The organism is Caulobacter segnis (assembly GCF_019931575.1).
In the GTDB taxonomy this organism is placed as follows: Bacteria; Pseudomonadota; Alphaproteobacteria; order Caulobacterales; family Caulobacteraceae; genus Caulobacter; species Caulobacter segnis_C.
On sequence record NZ_CP082923.1, the window covers coordinates 4,660,385 to 4,676,282 of the forward strand.

The 15,898-nt window shown below is 69.8% G+C and carries 18 protein-coding genes; 6 read left to right on the forward strand and 12 right to left on the reverse strand.

Translation table 11 applies throughout. The annotated features are described in order from the left end of the window. Position 1: 1 nt before the first annotated feature. From K8940_RS21165 to K8940_RS21185, 5 genes are read right to left on the reverse strand one after another with little or no spacing between them, the layout of a single operon-like run. Positions 2 to 1,507 carry a sensor histidine kinase gene (locus K8940_RS21165; protein WP_223392018.1) on the reverse strand — a complete coding sequence of 502 codons (1,506 nt, stop codon included), beginning with the start codon at positions 1,505 to 1,507 and terminating at the stop codon, positions 2 to 4. A 9-nt stretch (positions 1,508 to 1,516) separates the two neighbouring features. After that, positions 1,517 to 2,251: a TVP38/TMEM64 family protein gene (locus K8940_RS21170; protein WP_223392019.1), complete on the reverse strand. Its 735-nt coding sequence runs from the start codon at positions 2,249 to 2,251 to the stop codon at positions 1,517 to 1,519. Positions 2,252 to 2,259: 8 nt separating this feature from the next. Then, positions 2,260 to 3,318, reverse strand: a complete 1,059-nt coding sequence (locus tag K8940_RS21175) for a quinone-dependent dihydroorotate dehydrogenase (RefSeq protein WP_223392020.1) — start codon at positions 3,316 to 3,318, stop codon at positions 2,260 to 2,262. Continuing rightward, on the reverse strand, positions 3,315 to 3,659 hold the full coding sequence (locus K8940_RS21180; RefSeq protein ID WP_223392021.1) for a DUF952 domain-containing protein: 345 nt from the start codon (positions 3,657 to 3,659) through the stop codon (positions 3,315 to 3,317). Before K8940_RS21180 ends, K8940_RS21175 begins: the two co-directional genes overlap by 4 nt. Beyond that, entirely contained in the window at positions 3,656 to 4,180 is a 525-nt protein-coding gene (locus K8940_RS21185; protein WP_223392022.1) for a SixA phosphatase family protein, read from the reverse strand. Before K8940_RS21185 ends, K8940_RS21180 begins: the two co-directional genes overlap by 4 nt. A gap of 78 nt (positions 4,181 to 4,258) precedes the next feature. On the opposite strand from K8940_RS21185, the gene metX reads away from it, so the two are divergent. Genes metX through K8940_RS21200 form a run of 3 tightly spaced genes read left to right on the forward strand, consistent with a single transcriptional unit; the run spans position 4,259 to position 6,869 of the window. Continuing rightward, entirely contained in the window at positions 4,259 to 5,413 is a 1,155-nt protein-coding gene (metX, locus tag K8940_RS21190; RefSeq protein WP_223392023.1) for a homoserine O-acetyltransferase MetX, read from the forward strand. Beyond that, positions 5,410 to 6,093: a methionine biosynthesis protein MetW gene (metW, locus tag K8940_RS21195; protein ID WP_223392024.1), complete on the forward strand. Its 684-nt coding sequence runs from the start codon at positions 5,410 to 5,412 to the stop codon at positions 6,091 to 6,093. Before metX ends, metW begins: the two co-directional genes overlap by 4 nt. Next, positions 6,090 to 6,869, forward strand: coding sequence for an endonuclease/exonuclease/phosphatase family protein (locus K8940_RS21200; RefSeq protein WP_223392025.1), 780 nt, complete (start codon positions 6,090 to 6,092; stop codon positions 6,867 to 6,869). The genes metW and K8940_RS21200 overlap by 4 nt, the downstream gene beginning before the upstream one ends. Here K8940_RS21200 and K8940_RS21205 read toward each other — a convergent pair. The 3 genes from K8940_RS21205 to K8940_RS21215 form a co-directional block, all read right to left on the reverse strand. Then, positions 6,826 to 8,337: a phospholipase D-like domain-containing protein gene (locus tag K8940_RS21205; RefSeq protein ID WP_223392026.1), complete on the reverse strand. Its 1,512-nt coding sequence runs from the start codon at positions 8,335 to 8,337 to the stop codon at positions 6,826 to 6,828. The genes K8940_RS21200 and K8940_RS21205 overlap by 44 nt on opposite strands. Before the next feature lie 80 nt (positions 8,338 to 8,417). Continuing rightward, the gene (locus K8940_RS21210) at positions 8,418 to 8,762 is read right to left on the reverse strand and encodes a P-II family nitrogen regulator (protein WP_047411696.1); all 345 of its coding nucleotides are present in this window, start codon (positions 8,760 to 8,762) and stop codon (positions 8,418 to 8,420) included. Between the two features lie 72 nt (positions 8,763 to 8,834). Then, complete coding sequence (locus K8940_RS21215; RefSeq protein ID WP_223392027.1) at positions 8,835 to 9,641, reverse strand: class I SAM-dependent methyltransferase; 807 nt, start codon at positions 9,639 to 9,641, stop codon at positions 8,835 to 8,837. Positions 9,642 to 9,709: 68 nt separating this feature from the next. Between K8940_RS21215 and gloB the strand changes: the two genes are divergently transcribed. The 3 genes from gloB (at position 9,710) to K8940_RS21230 (ending at position 11,533) form a co-directional block, all read left to right on the forward strand. Next, entirely contained in the window at positions 9,710 to 10,459 is a 750-nt protein-coding gene (gene gloB / locus K8940_RS21220) for a hydroxyacylglutathione hydrolase (RefSeq protein WP_223392028.1), read from the forward strand. Continuing rightward, positions 10,456 to 10,938 carry a cupin domain-containing protein gene (locus tag K8940_RS21225; protein ID WP_223392029.1) on the forward strand — a complete coding sequence of 161 codons (483 nt, stop codon included), beginning with the start codon at positions 10,456 to 10,458 and terminating at the stop codon, positions 10,936 to 10,938. Before gloB ends, K8940_RS21225 begins: the two co-directional genes overlap by 4 nt. Before the next feature lie 154 nt (positions 10,939 to 11,092). Continuing rightward, positions 11,093 to 11,533 (forward strand): hypothetical protein, encoded by a 441-nt coding sequence (locus K8940_RS21230; RefSeq protein ID WP_223392030.1) that lies wholly within the window; start codon positions 11,093 to 11,095, stop codon positions 11,531 to 11,533. 7 nt (positions 11,534 to 11,540) lie between these two features. On the opposite strand, the gene K8940_RS21235 is transcribed toward K8940_RS21230, so the two are convergent. From K8940_RS21235 to K8940_RS21250, 4 genes are all read right to left on the reverse strand, one after another. Then, positions 11,541 to 12,533: a LacI family DNA-binding transcriptional regulator gene (locus K8940_RS21235; RefSeq protein ID WP_223395938.1), complete on the reverse strand. Its 993-nt coding sequence runs from the start codon at positions 12,531 to 12,533 to the stop codon at positions 11,541 to 11,543. 222 nt (positions 12,534 to 12,755) lie between these two features. Next, complete coding sequence (locus K8940_RS21240; protein WP_223392031.1) at positions 12,756 to 13,535, reverse strand: DUF4908 domain-containing protein; 780 nt, start codon at positions 13,533 to 13,535, stop codon at positions 12,756 to 12,758. 145 nt (positions 13,536 to 13,680) lie between these two features. Beyond that, positions 13,681 to 14,403 carry a beta-ketoacyl-ACP reductase gene (locus K8940_RS21245; RefSeq protein WP_223392032.1) on the reverse strand — a complete coding sequence of 241 codons (723 nt, stop codon included), beginning with the start codon at positions 14,401 to 14,403 and terminating at the stop codon, positions 13,681 to 13,683. 104 nt (positions 14,404 to 14,507) lie between these two features. Next, positions 14,508 to 15,683, reverse strand: coding sequence for an acetyl-CoA C-acetyltransferase (locus tag K8940_RS21250; protein WP_223392033.1), 1,176 nt, complete (start codon positions 15,681 to 15,683; stop codon positions 14,508 to 14,510). Positions 15,684 to 15,898: the final 215 nt, after the last annotated feature.

The window sequence follows — 15,898 nt, forward strand, 5'->3', positions numbered from 1 at the left end:
CCTAGGAAGCTGACGCGTCGGCGGCGCGGTCGCCGGGTTCGGACGGCGACTCGGGCAGCGGGTCGGGGACCCCGGCCAGCGTCAGGTCGAACACCGAGCCGCCCGGTCCGGTCTCCACCAGCGCCAGATCGCCGCCATGACCCTGCGCCAGCTCGCGGGCGATGGCCAGACCCAGACCCGTGCCGCCGCGCCGCACCGAGCCGACGAAGGGCTGGAAGAGGTTCGCTCGCGCCCGTTCCGGCACGCCGGGGCCATCGTCCGACAGGCGCAGGATGCTCATGCCGTCGGCGCGACGAAGCTCGACGAACACCTTGCCCTTGCCGCCCCGGTCCGGCGCGCCCTCGATGGCCTCGCGGGCGTTGCGCAGCAGGTTGGTGAGGATGCGGTGCAGCTGGTCCGGATCGGCCAGCACCTGCTCGCGCGCGCTGATCACCGTCTCCAGGCCCACGCCCTGGGGCGTCAAGCCGGCGTCCTCGGCCGCCATCTCCAGGGCCGGGCGCAGCGGCATGACCCGGACGACCGGCTCGGGCTCCTTGGACTTGCCATAGGCCATGACGTCCGAGGCCAGGGTGATGGCGCGGTCCAGGGCCCTTTCAAGACGCGGCAACGCCTGGGCCACCTTGGGATCGCCCAAGGCGGCCAGACGATCGGAGGCCATCTGGGCGCTGGTCAGCATGTTGCGCAGGTCGTGATTGATCTTGGCCACCGCCTCGCCCAACGCCGCAAGGCGCGCCTTGGAGGCCAGGGCGGCCAGCAGGTCGGCCTGCATGCGGTCCAGCTCCAGCTCGGCGCGGCCGATCTCGTCGCGGCGGTTCGACGGCGCGATGCGTGCGGCCGGGTCGTCCGGATCGCCGCGGAACGCCTCCATCGCGCGGGTGATGCGCTGCATGGGACGCACGAGGAAGATGTTCAGGAAGGCGTAGACCAGGAGGCCCGCCAGACCCGCCACGAAGACCGTCACCCCCGCGAGCTGCCAGAAATAGCCGACCAGCTTGGCCTTCAGCGGGGCGTCGGGCAGCACCACCTCGACGAACTCGGCCTTGCGGAAGCGCGGCTCGGCCATCACCCGGACCATGCTGCCCTTGGGGCTGGTCAGGGTGAAGAACGGCGCGGCCAGCCATGAGCCGGGGTTCTGACGGCGCAGGTCGACGAGATACGGCGTCTCGAACGGCTGCTTGGGCGGCAAGACGAGGCGGCGGGCGCCGTCGACCTGGACGGCGACGGTCACGGCCCCGGCCTGGTCGAACATCTGGTTGGCGACCGCGTCGCTGACCCGCAGCTCGGGGTCGGACTCGGCGATGGTCGAGGCCAGTTCGCCGGCCCGCACGCGGTCCAGCAGCCACTGCTCCTCGTAGGCCGCCAGGGCCGGCGGCAGGATCAGCAGGCCGCCGAACGCGACGACGACGGCGGTGAACAGCAGCAGGCGCGCCGACAGGCCGCCGGGCCACGGAAAGCGCTTCCGGGGCGGGGCGGGTTCAGTTTCCGAAGGCGAAACCGTTTCGACCATCCGGGGCGGCTACTTCTCGTCCAGCGGCGCGGCTGCGCGCCCGTTTCGCCAATGGCGCCACAACGGCGGCAGAAAGGCCAGAACGCCCATGCCGATGATTGGAAGATAGATCCGTGGCGACAAGAGGGTTTCGATCGTTACAGGACCGCCACGCGCGAAGAGATGACCAAGTCCCGCGCCGATCCCGGCATAGATGAAGGAGCTCGGGATCATGCCCAGGACAGAGGCCAGGACGAAGGTGCGGACGGGAATGTTGGCCACGCCCGCCGCGACATTGACGGCCAGCAGCGGGAACGCCGGGATCAGGCGCAGGGTCAGCAGGTAGTTGAAGGCGTCCCGGCGCAGGCCCTCGGCCATGCGCGCCAGGAAGGCGTGGGGCCTGCGGCGCAACACCTCGCCGAAGGCGGTGCGGAGGACAAGAAAGGTGACGGTCGAGCCGCCGGTCGCGCCTATGACCGCCAGCCCGCCGCCCAGCGGCCCGAACAGGAAGCCGGCGGTCAGGGACAGGATCAAGGCGCCAGGCAGCGAGACCGCCACCGAGCCGACATAGATGGCCAGATAGATCGCCGCGCACAGCACGGGCTTCTCGCGGGCGAAGGCCTGTAGCTCTGTTCCCCGGGCCCGTAGCTCCTCCAGCGAGAGATGACCGGCCAGGCCGCTGGCAAAGGCGGCCACGGACAGCAGCACGATGACCGCGAGCGGCCCGAAACGGCGCAGCAGCGTCACGGCCCGCTCGCGTGCCATGGGGCGCGTCATGGGGCGCCGACCGCGTCCTCGACCGCCGCGAAGCCGTCGGCCCGCAGACGGGCGGCCAGGTCGCGCTTGATGCGGGTGACCAGGCCCGGACCGCCATAGACCAGGGCCGAATAGAGCTGCACCGCCCGCGCTCCGGCCCGGATCTTGGCGTAGGCGCCCGCGCCGTCGGCGATACCGCCCGCGCCGATCAGGGCCACGCGGCCCGCCGCGGCGGCGTGGAAACGCTTGAGCACCGCCGTCGACGGCGCCAGCAGCGGCGCGCCCGACAGGCCGCCGCCCTCGCCGGCCTGGGCCGACCTCAGGGTGTCGGGGCGGGCGATGGTGGTGTTGCTGACGATGATGGCGTCCAGGCCCGCGCCGACCACGGTCTCGACGATGGCCTCGACCTCGCCGTCCTCCAGGTCGGGCGCGACCTTCAGGAAGACCGGATAGTCGGCGCCGGAGGCGATCCTCAGCGCCGCGCGGGTCTCGGACAGGCGGCCCAGCAGCTCCTCCAGCGCCGCCTTGGTCTGCAGCGCGCGCAGACCGGGCGTGTTGGGCGAGGAGATGTTGGCCGTGAAGTAGTCCGACAGGCCCCACAGTTGGGTCAGGCCGGTGACATAGTCCTGGATGCGGTCGGTCGCGTCCTTGTTGGCGCCGATGTTGGCGCCGACCACACCGCCCTTTTCTTTCCGCGCCGACAGGCGCTGGGCGAAGGATTCAAGGCCGCCGTTGTTGAAGCCCATGCGGTTGATCACCGCCTGGTCCTCGGTGAGGCGGAACAGGCGCGGACGCGGGTTGCCGGCCTGGGCCAGGGGCGTGACGGTGCCGGCCTCGACGAAGCCGAAGCCGGCGGCCAGCATGGCGTCGGGAACCTCGGCGTTCTTGTCGAAGCCAGCGGCCAGGCCCACGCAGTTGGGCAGGTCGAGACCCGCCAACCTCACAGCCAGGATCGGATCGTCCGGACCGCCGTCGCGCGGGCCTAGGCCCCACTTCAGGCCCCGGATGGCCCAGCCGTGCGCATCCTCGGGATCGAAGACGTGCAGGGCGCGGGCGGCGACATCATGAAGGCTCATGCGAGATGGTCGCCCAGCTGCGGCACGCCGTCGGCGTCCAGGGTAAGATCGTTCTGCGTCAGCACCTCGCAGACCAGCAACGGGCGATAGAGATGCGGGAACAGCGCCCCGCCGCGCGAGGCCTCCCACTTCAGGTCCGGCCCCAGGCTCTCGGCCTCGACGCCGAGCAGGACGAGGTCGCGCAGTCCCTTGAAATACCTGGCGGCGGTCTCCTGGGCCTGGTCGGCGGCGGAGAGGTGGATGTAGCCGTCCTGATGATCGACAGCCGAGCCATCGAACCGGCCGACGGCCTTGGCGGCGTCCCACTCGGCGCGGGACAGGATCTTGTAGATGAGGGTCATTCGCCGCCGGCTCCGCCGTTCTCGTTCGCGTACAGCAGGTGCTCCAGCACCGGAGGCTGGCCGCCGCCCAAACCGCCCTTCAGGCCGAACACCACGACCGTCGAGGTCGGAAAGCGGCCTCTCAGCTTGTTGGTCTGGATCGGCGAAGCGCCGCCCCGCAGCGCCAGGCCGAGTGCCAGTTCGTGCATGCCGGGATTGTGACCGACCACCATCACCGTCGCCGCGCCGCCGCTCTCGTCCTCCAGCGCCTGGACGATTTCCTCGGGATCGGCGTGATAAAGCTCGCGCATGTGCTCGACACGCGCCTTGGCCAAGCCGGCGGCGACCTGCTCGGCGGTCTCGCGCGTGCGGCGGGCCGAGGAGACCAGCATCAGGTCGGGCGTCAGCCCCAGGCCGGACAGGACCCGGCCCATGACGGCGGCGTCGGCCCGGCCGCTCTCGGCCAGGGCGCGCTCGAAGTCGCCCCCGGTCTGGGCGTGCCGTTCGGCCTTGCCGTGGCGCATCAGGATCAGTCGCTCCATGCCGACCTCCATAGCCGTCCGCCGCCTTCGCAGGAAGCGGGCGGTTGACACCTTCTTCGCCAAGCGCTCCAAGGCGACATGGCTGCGCTCGATCTGGTCACGCCCGTCCTGTCCGGCGGGGGAACCTGGCGGTTTCCCGCGAACGAACCCCTGCGGCTCGATTCGGGCGGGGTGATCGAGGGGCTGGAGGTCGCCTACCAGACCTACGGCCAGCTGAACGCGGACAAATCCAACGCCGTCCTGATCTGCCATGCCCTGACCATGGACCAGTACGTGGCCTCGCCGCACCCGACCACGGGCAAGCCCGGCTGGTGGCCGCGCCTGGTCGGCCCCGGCAAGCCGCTGGATCCGGCCCGCCATTTCATCATCTGCTCGAACGTGGTCGGCGGCTGCATGGGCTCGACGGGCCCGGCCTCGACCAATCCGGCCACGGGCAAGCCCTATGGCCTGTCGTTCCCGATGATCACCATCGCCGACATGGTCCGGGCCCAGGCCATGCTGGTCACGGCGCTCGGCGTCGACACCCTGTTCGCGGTGGTCGGCGGCTCGATGGGCGGCATGCAGGTCCAGCAATGGGCCGTCGACTATCCCGAGCGGATGTTCAGCGCCGTGATCCTGGCCTCCGCCGCGCGCCATTCGGCCCAGAACATCGCGTTCCACGAGGTGGGCCGCCAGGCGATCATGGCCGATCCGGACTGGCGCGGCGGCGCCTATGCCGATCATGGCGTCCGTCCCGAGAAGGGCCTGGCCGTGGCGCGGATGGCCGCGCACATCACCTATCTGTCCGAGCCCGCCCTGCAACGGAAGTTCGGCCGCGAGCTGCAGCGCGACGGCCTGTCGTGGGGTTTCGACGCCGATTTCCAGGTCGAGAGCTACCTGCGCCACCAGGGGTCCAGCTTCGTCGACCGGTTCGACGCCAACAGCTACCTCTACATCACGCGGGCCATGGACTATTTCGACATCGCCGCCAGCCACGGGGGCGTGCTGGCCAACGCCTTCACCCGCGCCCGTCACGTGCGGTTCTGCGTGCTCAGCTTTTCCAGCGACTGGCTGTACCCGACCGCCGAGAATCGCCACGTCGTGCGCGCCCTGACGGCCGCCGGCGCCCGCGCGGCCTTCGCCGAGATCGAGAGCGACAAGGGCCACGACGCCTTCCTGCTGGACGAGCCGGTGATGGACGCGGCGCTGGAAGGCTTCCTGGCCTCGGCGGAACGCGATCGGGGGCTTGCTTGACCAACACCGTCATCCGCGAGGACTTCCGCGAGATCCTGCGCCTGGTGCGTCCCGGCGCGCGCGTGCTGGACGTCGGCTGCGGCGAGGGCGCCCTGCTGGACCTGCTGGCCCACGAGAAGCAGGTCGACGCACGCGGCCTGGAGCTCAGCGCCAGCGGCGTGGCCGCCTGCATGGCCCGGGGCCTCTCGGTGGTGCAGGGCGACGCCGACCTGGATCTCGACCACTTTCCCGACCGGTCGTTCGACTACGCGGTGCTGTCCCAGACCCTGCAGGCGACGCGCAAGCCGCGCCACGTGCTGGACGAGCTGCTACGGATCGCCGACCGGGCCATCGTCTCGTTCCCGAACTTCGGCCACTGGCGTGTGCGCTGGTCGCTGCTGAGCCGGGGCCGCATGCCCGAGACCAAGGCCCTGCCGCTGCCCTGGTGGTCGACGCCGAACATCCACCTGTGCACCCTGGCCGACTTCATGGCCCTGACGGCGGACCTGAACCTGCGCGTCGACGCCAGCGCGGCCTTCGCCGGAAAGGGGCCCGCGCGGTCGATGAACCCCGCGAGCGCGTTGGAAAACTGGCGGTCCGAGACCTGCCTGTTCATGCTCAGCCGCAACGGCGCGGCGCCGACCCAAAAACTCGCGGAGGGGGAACTTCCGCCCGCCTCGGGCGATCTCTTCGACGGATGAAGACGCTTCGTCTCATGACCTACAACGTCCACCGTTGCGTGGGCACGGACCGCAGGCTCGACGTCGAACGTGTGGCGGAGGTCATCGCGGCCGAAAGGCCGGACGTCGTGGCCTTGCAGGAACTGGACGTGGGCCGGGCGCGCACCAAGAGCGTCGACCAGGCTCACCGCCTGGCCGAACTGCTGAAGATGAGCTTCCACTTCCACCCGGCCATGGCCGTGGAGGAGGAGCTCTATGGCGACGCCATCCTGACTGCCCTGCCCGAGCGCCGGATCCGAGCCAAGGGCTTGCCGATGTACCGGCGCGTGCCGGGTCTGGAGCCGCGCGGCGCCCTTTGGGTCGAGGTCGAGGTCGGCGGAACCAAGGTCCAGATCATCAACACCCACCTCGGTCTGGTGCCGCAGGAGCAGAAGCGCCAGGCCGCCGCCCTGCTGGGTCCCGACTGGATGGGCGATGATCGCTGGGTCGCGCCCGGGGTCGTGCTGGGCGACTTCAACGCCACGCCCTATTCGGCCACCTATCGGATGCTGCGGACCGCCCTGCGCGACGCCCAGGCGCCGACCCCGACCTGGCCCCGGCCCGCAACGGCGACCTTCCCGTCCAGCTTCCCGTTCATGCGCATCGACCACGTCTTCCTGACCAAGGGCCTGGAGACGCGCGGCGTCAGCTCGCCCTACGACATGCGCGCCCGAGTCGCCTCGGACCACCTGCCGCTGGTGGTCGAGCTGGAGATCACGGCAGAAGACGCTCCGGAGGCTCCGGCGGCGGCTGGGTGAGGCGGGCGATGTCGCGCTTCAGGCGCGCGCGACGTCCCCAGGGCCGCCAGGCGTCATCCGGCGCGATGGCGTCGCCCAGGCTCCAGTCGGCGATGAACTGCTGGATCCCTGACAGATAGCGCGTCGGCACGGGCTGCAGCCGCCGAGGCGGACCGCCTCGGACGTCTAGCGCGTTGATCGCCGCCCCCAGGCCGCCCTCGCGCTCCATCGCCTCGAGCACGTCGGTGGCGGATCGGTCGATGAAGTGGCCGACCAGGCGTCCCAGGAAGGCGCGGACGGTTTCACGTTCCAGGTCCGAATGGGCCTCGAAGGCCAGGTCGCACTCGCTGTCCAGGCCGATCGAGCGGTTGTTCAGGTTGGCGGAGCCGATCCGCAGCATCCAGTCGTCCATGATCGCCACCTTGGAGTGGACGATGATCGGCGCGCCCTTGGGCGTATGGGCCGAGAAGGCCGAGAAGCGCTTGTGGATGTCGACGCCGCGCAGCCGATTGATCGCCGCCGTCCGGGCGCTGTCCATGGTCATCTGGTCGAAATAGCTGGGACTGCGGGCCGGGCCGATCGTCACCACCTCGGGACCGTCGGGCTCGGCCAGGCGCTCGGCCAGAGCTTCGACGATGATCGGCGAGGTCAGGTACTGGTTCTCAAGATAGATCAGCCGCCGCGCCCGGCGGATGGCCGACAGATGCAGCAGCATGCACTCGGTGATCTCCCGCCGCCCCTGCCAGGCGGCCGAGGTGCGCGCCACGGCGACCTGCATGCGACGCAGGTCCGGCAACAGGTCCTCGGGCCAGGGCGTCTCCTCGGGCCGTTCGGGGCGCTCGATGGGGTCGCCGCCCGACGACTTCCAACGGTCCATGAAGAGGTCGGCCATCGCCTCGCCCGCCCGGCCGTCGACCAGCATCGAGACCTCGTGGCGGGCTGGGTAGTGGCGGCCCGTCGGCAGGCGGCGCAGCGGGTTGTTGTCCAGGTGCCGGCAGTCGTCCCAGCGGTCGACGCTGATGTCGCCGCCGCTGATCAGCGCCGAGACGCCGTCGATGATCACCGCCTTCTGGTGATGGCAGGCGCTGGCCGGCAGGGTGGCGTCCAGGCGGTACTTGACCCGCGAGCCGGCGAAGAAGGCCGCGCCGCGATGGGGCCCGAACAGCTGCGAGGCGGCGATGGGAAAGGGCATGTCCCAGGTCAGCACCCGCACGTCCAGGGCCGGATTCAGCGCCGCCTGCCGCCGCAGGATCAGGCCGATGCGGTCGGCGTGGGTGGGATCGCGGCTCTTCCTGACCCGGTCGGGATCGAGCCGGGTCAGGGGGTCGAACACCCAGGCCAGGATCCAGATCGACTTGCGCGCCGATAGGATCAACGGCTTCAGCGCGTCGAACGCCTCGTCGTTGTCGATGAACAGGGCCACGCGGTCGGCGGACTCGACCCGCCAGCAGTTGTATCCCGGTTGGAAGACGGAAGACCCTGGATCCATGTCACCTTGAACGCCGTGAACTTGGAGAACGCGCGGACCCGTTTATGGCTCCGCTTGTCCACGGCGTCCCGGGAAATCGGTCAGCCCGCGATGGCGGCCGCGTCGCGTTCGCCGGTGCGGATGCGCAGGGCCTGTTCCAGGTCCAGCACGAAGACCTTGCCGTCGCCGATCTTGCCCGTGTTGGCCGTGCGCTGCAGGGCCTCGATGACCGGTTCCAGGACGTCGGTCGGGACGGCGATTTCCAGCTTGACCTTCGGCAGCAGCTTCACCTCGTACTCGGCGCCGCGATAGACCTCGGTCTTGCCCTTCTGCCGACCGTAGCCGCGCACCTCGGTGACCGTCAGCCCCGACGCCCCCGCCTCGGTGACCGCTTCGAGCACGGCGTCGAGGCGGCTCGGCTTAATCACGGCGACGATCATCTTCATGGCGCGGCTCCCAGGAGCGAACGGTTGTTACGATTCCAAGCTAGGCGTCGAAACGCTTCGCTCCAAGTAAGATCAGCCGTCCCGACCGCTCGGCGCCTGATGAACGGGCGCCTTGTTGACGGGAAGCGGGCGCCCGCCCGTATGGCGCGCGGGCGTCGGGCCCGCCGGGCTGGGCAGCAGCCCCCCGGGCGCGAACACCCGGGCGCGGGCGCTGTGGCCGCGCGGCTTGACCGCGAAGGTCTGCTTGACCGCCTCCATCAGGATCACCCCGGCGAAGCGCGGCCAGAGGCGGGCCCCGACCTGCTCGAAGCCCTCGGCCCAGCCGGCCATGGCCCCGAACGGCGGCACGTAGAGGGCCCGGGTCCAGCCGGCGGGCTCCAGGCCCGCCTCGCGGATCAGGCTTTCCAGCTGGCTGCGGCTGTAGGGGCGGCCATGGCCGAACGGCGTGGTCTCGGCCCCCGTCCAGGCGCCGTCGCGCGACGAGGCGGCCACGATCAGCCGGCCGGTCGGCGCCATGACCCGTCCGATCTCGGCCAGCAGGGCGGCCGGGTCGTCGGCCTCCTCCAGGGCGTGGACGGCCAGGACGCGGTCGAACAGGGCGTTGGGCAGCGGCAGGGCGGTCTCTTCCACCAGGCACGCCTGGTTGCGGCCGCCGTGCGGCCAGACCTCCACCCCCTGCTGGGCGGGCATGGCGGCCACCACGCGCCGGGCCCTGGCGCGAGGGGCGTCGAGGAAGGGGGTGGCGTAGCCGACGCCCAGAACGTCCAGGTCCCGGGTGTCGCCCCAGGCCTCCTCGACCTTGCGCGTCAGCATGGTCCTCGCCGCGCGCCCCAGCGGGGCGGCGTAGAAGGCTCTCAAGTCCAGCACGTCGCGGCGCATTGAGTCTCCCGAGCGTCGAGGTCATCCTTGTAGGCGCGCTGGCTTCGGCGCGATAGAGCAACAGCGCCATGGCCCTGACCGTCCACCAGTTCCCCTGCCTCTCCGACAACTACGGCTTCCTGATCCGCGACGAGGCGACCGGCAAGGTCGCGACCATCGACACGCCGGACGCCGAGGCCATCCTGGCGCAGCTGGGCCAGCGGGGCTGGGGCCTGGACCTGATCCTAAACACCCACTGGCACCCCGACCACGCCGGCGGCAACGAGGCGTTGAAGGCGGCGACCGGCGCGACCATCGCCGGCCCGGCCGAGGTGACCCGCATCGCACCGCTGGACCGGGTCGTGCGCGGCGGCGACGTCGTCATGCTGGGCGATACCCGATTCGAGGTTATCGACAGCGGCGGCCACACCCTGGGCCATGTCGCCTATCACGACGCCGCCGACGCGATCGCCTTCGTCGGCGACACCCTGTTCGCCCTGGGCTGCGGACGGCTGTTCGAAGGCACCGCCGAGCAGATGTGGAGTTCGCTGAGCCGGGTCGCCGGCCTGCCCGACGCGACCACCGTCTACTGCGCGCACGAATACACCGCCTCGAACGCGCGCTTCGCCCTGTCGGTCGACGACGATCCGGCCCTGCAGGCGCGGGCGGCCGCGGTGTTCGCCGCCCGCGAGCGCGGCGAGCCGACCGTGCCGACCACCATCGCGGCCGAGAAGGCCACCAATCCGTTCCTGCGCGCGCCGCTGCTGCGGCCGAGCGCGGCCTCGCCCGCCGAGGCCTTCGCCGAGATCCGGGCCGCCAAGGACAGCTTCAAGGGATGAGTAAGAGCGTGACGGACCCAAATCGACAGGAACGGGCTATCGCGGGCGACCTGGGCGCCAAGGAGATCATCCGGATGCTGGACCTCCAGCCGCATCCCGAGGGCGGCTGGTACCGGCAGACTTTCCAGGACGAAGCCGGCCCCGACGGCCGGGCGAAGTCGACCTGCATCTATTTCCTGCTGGAGGCCGAGCAGGTCTCGGTCTGGCATCGGGTCGACGCGGTCGAGACCTGGCACTGGTACGCCGGCGCGCCGATCTCGATCAGCCTGTCGCCGCCCGATGGCCAGGGCGTCACGGCCTATGTGCTGGGGCCGGACCTGCGCGCCGGCTGCCGGCCGCAGGTGGTCGTGCCGACCTCGTGGTGGCAGACGGCCGTCAGCCTGGGCGCCTGGACGCTGGTCGGCTGCACCGTGGCTCCCGGCTTCCGGTTCGAGGGTTTCGAGATGGCGCCGCCTGATTGGACGCCGTCGCGCGGCTGATCCTCCAAGCTGGGCAGAGGGCGCGTCAACCTGCCGCAGTCCCTCAAAGCGGGTACCCATAGTGGGCAACTTGGTCGCATGGCGTCGGTATCTGAGCCATGCAATCCTTTTCTGGTCGCGTTAAGAGCGTCGGCCCCGGGGAACCAAGTCAACTATGTCCGAAGAGTACGTCAATGCTCGCGCGGCCACCCGCTACGCGACGGATTACATCCTGCGTTGGGTCGAAATCGCCACTGAAGTCCACGGTTCGGATCTTCTCTACGCTCTTGTCTTCACCACGCTTTGGGCCGGCAACTGCTCGCACATCCGCGGCTCGGTCTATACTGAGGTCGACGACATTCCGCCGGATCACGAGCGCAGGCCGCTGACCGTCCGCCAGGTCGCCGATTCCCTGGGCCTGCCCTACGAGACCGTCCGCCGTCGCTTCGTCGAGATGCTCGACAAGGGCATGGCGCAGCGCGTCGGCCGCGAGGGCTTCATCGTCCCGGCGGCGGCCCTGGCCCGTCCCGAGGTCGTGCAGGGCCTGAAGCGCTCGCACATCAGCCTGACCCGGTTTCTCAAGGAGCTGAAGTCGATCGGCGTCGAGGCCGCGTAAAATCCAGCTACGCGACGCTGCTGCCGCGCACGACCAGCTCGACCGGCGCCAGGGTCGAGGGCGCATCCTCGCCGGCCATGCGGCGGAACAGCAGGTCGACCATCGCCCGCGCGCCGAACGCCAGGTCCTGGCGCACGGTGGTCAGGGGCGGGGTGCTGTGCTGGGCCAGGATGATGTCGTCGAAGCCGACCACGGCCACGTCGCCTGGCACGGTCTTGCCCGCCGCCTTCAGCGCGCCGATGGCGGCCAGGGCGATGACGTCCGAGAAGGCGAAGGCCCCGTCGAACGGGACGCCGGTCGCCAGGAAGGCCTCCACCGCCTCCCGCGCCTCCGCCGATGTATAGGGCGTCGAGACGACCAGGGCCGGATCAAATGCGAATCCCGCCTCGGCCAGACCCTTCTTATAGCCCTCGAACCGCTGGATCGCCTCGGGCGCGTCGACCGCGCCCAGGAAGGCGATGCGCTGGCGGCCGTTCGCGGCCAGGTGCGCGACGGCCAGGCGACCGCCCTCCACATTGTCGCTGCCCACGGCGCAATAGCGCTGTCCCGGCAACTGGGCGCCCCAGACCACCATGGGCCTGTAGGTGTCGGAGACGGTGTTCAGCGCGTCGTGCTGGGTGCTCTGGCCGATCAGCAGGAGGCCGTCGGCGCGATGCGACTGGATGATGCGCTCCAGCCACCCCGCCTCGGTGACGATGACCTTGTTCAGCAGGACCGAATAGTCGCGCCGCGTGATCTCGTCGGCCAGTCGCCCGACCATCTCCAGGAAGAACGGGTCGGAGATCAGCTGCCCGGCCTCGTGGGCCAAGGGAATGATGACGCCGATGGTGTTGGTCTTGCGCAGGCGCAGGGACCGGGCCGACTGATTGACCACATAGCCATGGGTCTGGGCGATCTCGACGATCTGGTCGCGCAGGGCCTTGGGGATCAGGGGATTGCCCGCGAGGGCGCGCGACACCGTCGAAATCGACACGCCCGCCATCCGCGCGATGTCGGCCATCTTCAGGCGCCCGCGGTCGGGCGCCTCGGCGATGTCGGGGCTATCCATGGAAGACACTAGAACCTTGCGAACGCGCGAAAAGCCTCGCTGGCGTCGCATTACGCATGGTTGCGCGCGAGGTGCGACGCCACGAAGCCGTGACTAGCGAACACCGATATGCGAGCCAGGTAAACGGCTTCTGAGCACTTATGGTTACGCTTCCAACGCGTAACAAAAGGCCTGTTAGCGGTTGATCACCTTGATGATCCGCTTTGACGACGGGCGTCCGGCCAGGCCCTGGTCGGGCGAATAGGTGATGGTCAGGGAGCCATCCTTGAGGGCCGCGGCGGGCTTGTGTCCCTCGGCCAGCAACACGCGGACGATGCGCGAGATCAGCGAGCGATCGCCCTTGCGCGCCATGCGCTCGAAGGCCTCGGCCACGACCGTCGCGGAGTCCGCCGCGAGGACGGAGGTCTCGGGACGCACGTCCTCGACGGTGGAGAACTCGATCTGATGCTGAGCCGCGCGGCTGGCGCGGTCGGCGGCGATCTTCACCCGCTGCACGAAGACGCCGAACGACAGGATGGCCGGCGGCTGGATCGACGAGGCTCGGCCCGAGAGGGCGGCCGCCGCGCCCATCGGGGCGTCGTCGGTGAACAGGATGACCCCGCCCAGCTTGGTGACCCGCAGTACGGGCTCACCCAGGTCGTTGCGATAGATGACGTCGCCGCGCGAGGCCGGCTGGGCCGACAGCACCCAGACCTCGGCGCTGTTGTCGAACTTCATCAGCGGTCGGGACGCGGCCTGGTCGAGAACGAAGGCGCCGGTCTCGGACACGTAGCGGGCCACGGGCGGGGCCGCGACACGGCGGGCCTCGGCCGGGCCCTTGTGGCCGAGCAGGGCGTCCCGCAGCGAGTGCGGAAGCTGCTGGGCGTTCGCGGACGCCGCCATGACCATCAGAGCCGCGATGGCCAGGGTCGCCTTCGCCCCCCAATCGCCAAGCTCCGCCTTGCAGAATTTCATACGATCCGTACTGCCCGCCGACTGGGGCGAATCTTGGACGTGTTAACGTCCAAACCCCGAAGCCACGCGCATGAGGCCAAACTGCAACAGTCGCCGTCAAGCCCGGGCTTCGGGGGAAGTCTTCGGATCGGGGTCGGACCCCCGGTCAGGCCATGTACTGGCCGCCGTTCAGGCTGAGCGTCGCACCGGTCACGAAGCCGGCCCGCTCGCCCGCCAGGAACGAGACCATGTCGGCGATCTCCTCGCCCTTGCCCAGGCGACCGACGGGGATGCCGGCGATGATGCCGGCCAGGACGTTCTCCGGCACCGCCGCCACCATCTCGGTGTCGATATAGCCTGGGCAGATCACGTTGACGGTCACGCCCTTCTTGGCGTTCTCGAGCGCCAGCGCCTTGGTGAAGCCGATCAGACCGGCCTTGGCGGCCGAGTAGTTGGTCTGGCCCATCTGGCCCTTCTGGCCGTTGATCGAGCTGATGTTGACGATGCGGCCCCAGCCGCGGTCGCGCATGCCCTCGATCACCGGGCGAGTCATGTTGAAGGCCGAGTCCATGTTGACCCGGATCACTTCCGACCACTGCTCGTAGCTCATCTTGTGCAGCATGCCGTCGCGGGTGATGCCGGCGTTGTTGACCAGGATGTCGATCGGGCCCAGCTCGGCCTCGACCTTCTTCACGGCGGCGGCGCAGTCCTCGAACGAGCCGACATTGCCCTTCACGACCATCACGCCCAGCGCCTTGGCGCAGGCCTCGGCCGCTTCCTCGTTGCCCGAATACCCCGCCGCCACCTTGTGGCCGTCGGCGATCAGCCGCTCGCAGATGGCCCGGCCGATCCCGCGGGTGCCGCCGGTCACGAACGCAACTCTCGTCATTTCTGTCTCCCGGATATTTTTATGGTTGGCGCCGGTCCGCGCGCCCCCAGAGCCACAGGATCTGGAAGCGCGCGGTCACGGCTAAGGTTGCGTGTCGAAAAGTGTCAGACCGCCTCGACGCACATGGCCACGCCCATGCCGCCGCCGACGCACAGGGTCGCCAGGCCCTTCTTGGCGCCCGACCGCTTCATCTCGTGCAGAAGGGTGGTCAGGATCCGCGCGCCCGAGGCGCCGATAGGGTGGCCGATGGCGATGGCGCCGCCGTTGACGTTGACCTTGGCCGGGTCGAGGCCCAGCTCGCGGACCACACACAGCGACTGGGCGGCGAAGGCCTCGTTGCTCTCGACAAGGTCGAGGTCGGAGACCGACCAGCCGGCCTTCTCCAGCGCCTTCTTCGAGGCCGGGATCGGGCCGGTGCCCATGATCTCGGGATCGACGCCGGCATTGGCCCACGAGGCGATCTTGGCCAGGGGCTTGAGACCGCGCCTGGCGGCCTCGTCGGCGCTCATCAGGACGAGGGCGGCGGCGCCGTCATTGAGGCCCGAGGCGTTGGCGGCGGTGACCGAGCCTTCCTTGTTGAACACGGGCTTGAGGCCCTGGACGCTTTCCAGGGTCGCGCCGTGGCGGATGAACTCGTCCTTGTCGACGACCGTGTCGCCCTTGCGGCCCTTGATGGTGACCGGGACGATCTCCTCGTCGAACTTGCCGCCCTTCTGGGCCGCCTCGGCCTTGTTCTGCGAGGCGACGGCGAAGACGTCCTGGTCCTGGCGGGTGATCTGCCAGCGGTTGGCGATGTTCTCGGCCGTTTGGCCCATGTGGTAGCCGTGGAAGGCGTCCCACAGGCCGTCCTTGATCATGGTGTCGACGAACTGCAGGTCGCCCATCTTCTGGCCGCCGCGCAGGTTCTGGGCATGCGGGGCCTGGCTCATGCTCTCCTGGCCGCCAGCCACGACGATCCTGGCCGAGCCGTCGGCGATCTGCTGGGCGCCCAGGGCGACCGCGCGCAGGCCCGAGCCGCACAGCTGGTTCAGGCTCCAGGCCGGGCTTTCGACCGGAATGCCGGCCTTGACCGAGGCCTGGCGGGCCGGACCCTGGCCGGCGGCGGCCTGCAGCACCTGGCCCAGGATCACCTCGTCCACGTCCGCCGGCGCCAGTCCCGCGCGGGACACGGCCGCTTCGATGGCGATCTTGCCCAGTTCGGCGGCGGGCAGGCTGGACAGCGCCCCGTTAAACGAGCCGACCGGCGTGCGGGCGGCGGAGACGATGACGATGTCGCTCATGCGATAGCTCCCGTGACGTTTCTGACGAGACGCGTTCGCGGTTGCGGCGCCCGTTCTTTTGCGATGCAGCATCAACATGCACATCCAGGCCGCGTTCGTCACGAGCACATTTTCACGCCTTCGCGACACCTCCAAGTCATCTGACCACTGGCGCCATGCCTTTGCATTAGCGATAGTGCGTTGCGAAGAGCGGACGGAAACCGCTGTCTAGGGAA

Excerpts from the sequence above, each read along its gene's own strand:
- K8940_RS21165 (WP_223392018.1), bottom strand. The coding sequence starts at position 1,507 with ATGGTCGAAACGGTTTCGCCTTCGGAAACTGAACCCGCCCCGCCCCGG.
- K8940_RS21180 (WP_223392021.1), bottom strand. The coding sequence starts at position 3,659 with ATGACCCTCATCTACAAGATCCTGTCCCGCGCCGAGTGGGACGCCGCC.
- K8940_RS21215 (WP_223392027.1), bottom strand. The coding sequence starts at position 9,641 with ATGCGCCGCGACGTGCTGGACTTGAGAGCCTTCTACGCCGCCCCGCTG.
- K8940_RS21240 (WP_223392031.1), bottom strand. The coding sequence starts at position 13,535 with ATGAAATTCTGCAAGGCGGAGCTTGGCGATTGGGGGGCGAAGGCGACC.
- metX (WP_223392023.1), top strand. The coding sequence starts at position 4,259 with ATGGCTGCGCTCGATCTGGTCACGCCCGTCCTGTCCGGCGGGGGAACC.
- K8940_RS21230 (WP_223392030.1), top strand. The coding sequence starts at position 11,093 with ATGTCCGAAGAGTACGTCAATGCTCGCGCGGCCACCCGCTACGCGACG.
- K8940_RS21205 (WP_223392026.1), bottom strand. The coding sequence starts at position 8,337 with ATGGATCCAGGGTCTTCCGTCTTCCAACCGGGATACAACTGCTGGCGG.
- K8940_RS21175 (WP_223392020.1), bottom strand. The coding sequence starts at position 3,318 with ATGAGCCTTCATGATGTCGCCGCCCGCGCCCTGCACGTCTTCGATCCC.
- K8940_RS21200 (WP_223392025.1), top strand. The coding sequence starts at position 6,090 with ATGAAGACGCTTCGTCTCATGACCTACAACGTCCACCGTTGCGTGGGC.
- K8940_RS21170 (WP_223392019.1), bottom strand. The coding sequence starts at position 2,251 with ATGGCACGCGAGCGGGCCGTGACGCTGCTGCGCCGTTTCGGGCCGCTC.
- K8940_RS21210 (WP_047411696.1), bottom strand. The coding sequence starts at position 8,762 with ATGAAGATGATCGTCGCCGTGATTAAGCCGAGCCGCCTCGACGCCGTG.
- K8940_RS21185 (WP_223392022.1), bottom strand. The coding sequence starts at position 4,180 with ATGGAGCGACTGATCCTGATGCGCCACGGCAAGGCCGAACGGCACGCC.
- K8940_RS21250 (WP_223392033.1), bottom strand. The coding sequence starts at position 15,683 with ATGAGCGACATCGTCATCGTCTCCGCCGCCCGCACGCCGGTCGGCTCG.
- K8940_RS21235 (WP_223395938.1), bottom strand. The coding sequence starts at position 12,533 with ATGGCCGACATCGCGCGGATGGCGGGCGTGTCGATTTCGACGGTGTCG.
- K8940_RS21245 (WP_223392032.1), bottom strand. The coding sequence starts at position 14,403 with ATGACGAGAGTTGCGTTCGTGACCGGCGGCACCCGCGGGATCGGCCGG.
- gloB (WP_223392028.1), top strand. The coding sequence starts at position 9,710 with ATGGCCCTGACCGTCCACCAGTTCCCCTGCCTCTCCGACAACTACGGC.
- K8940_RS21225 (WP_223392029.1), top strand. The coding sequence starts at position 10,456 with ATGAGTAAGAGCGTGACGGACCCAAATCGACAGGAACGGGCTATCGCG.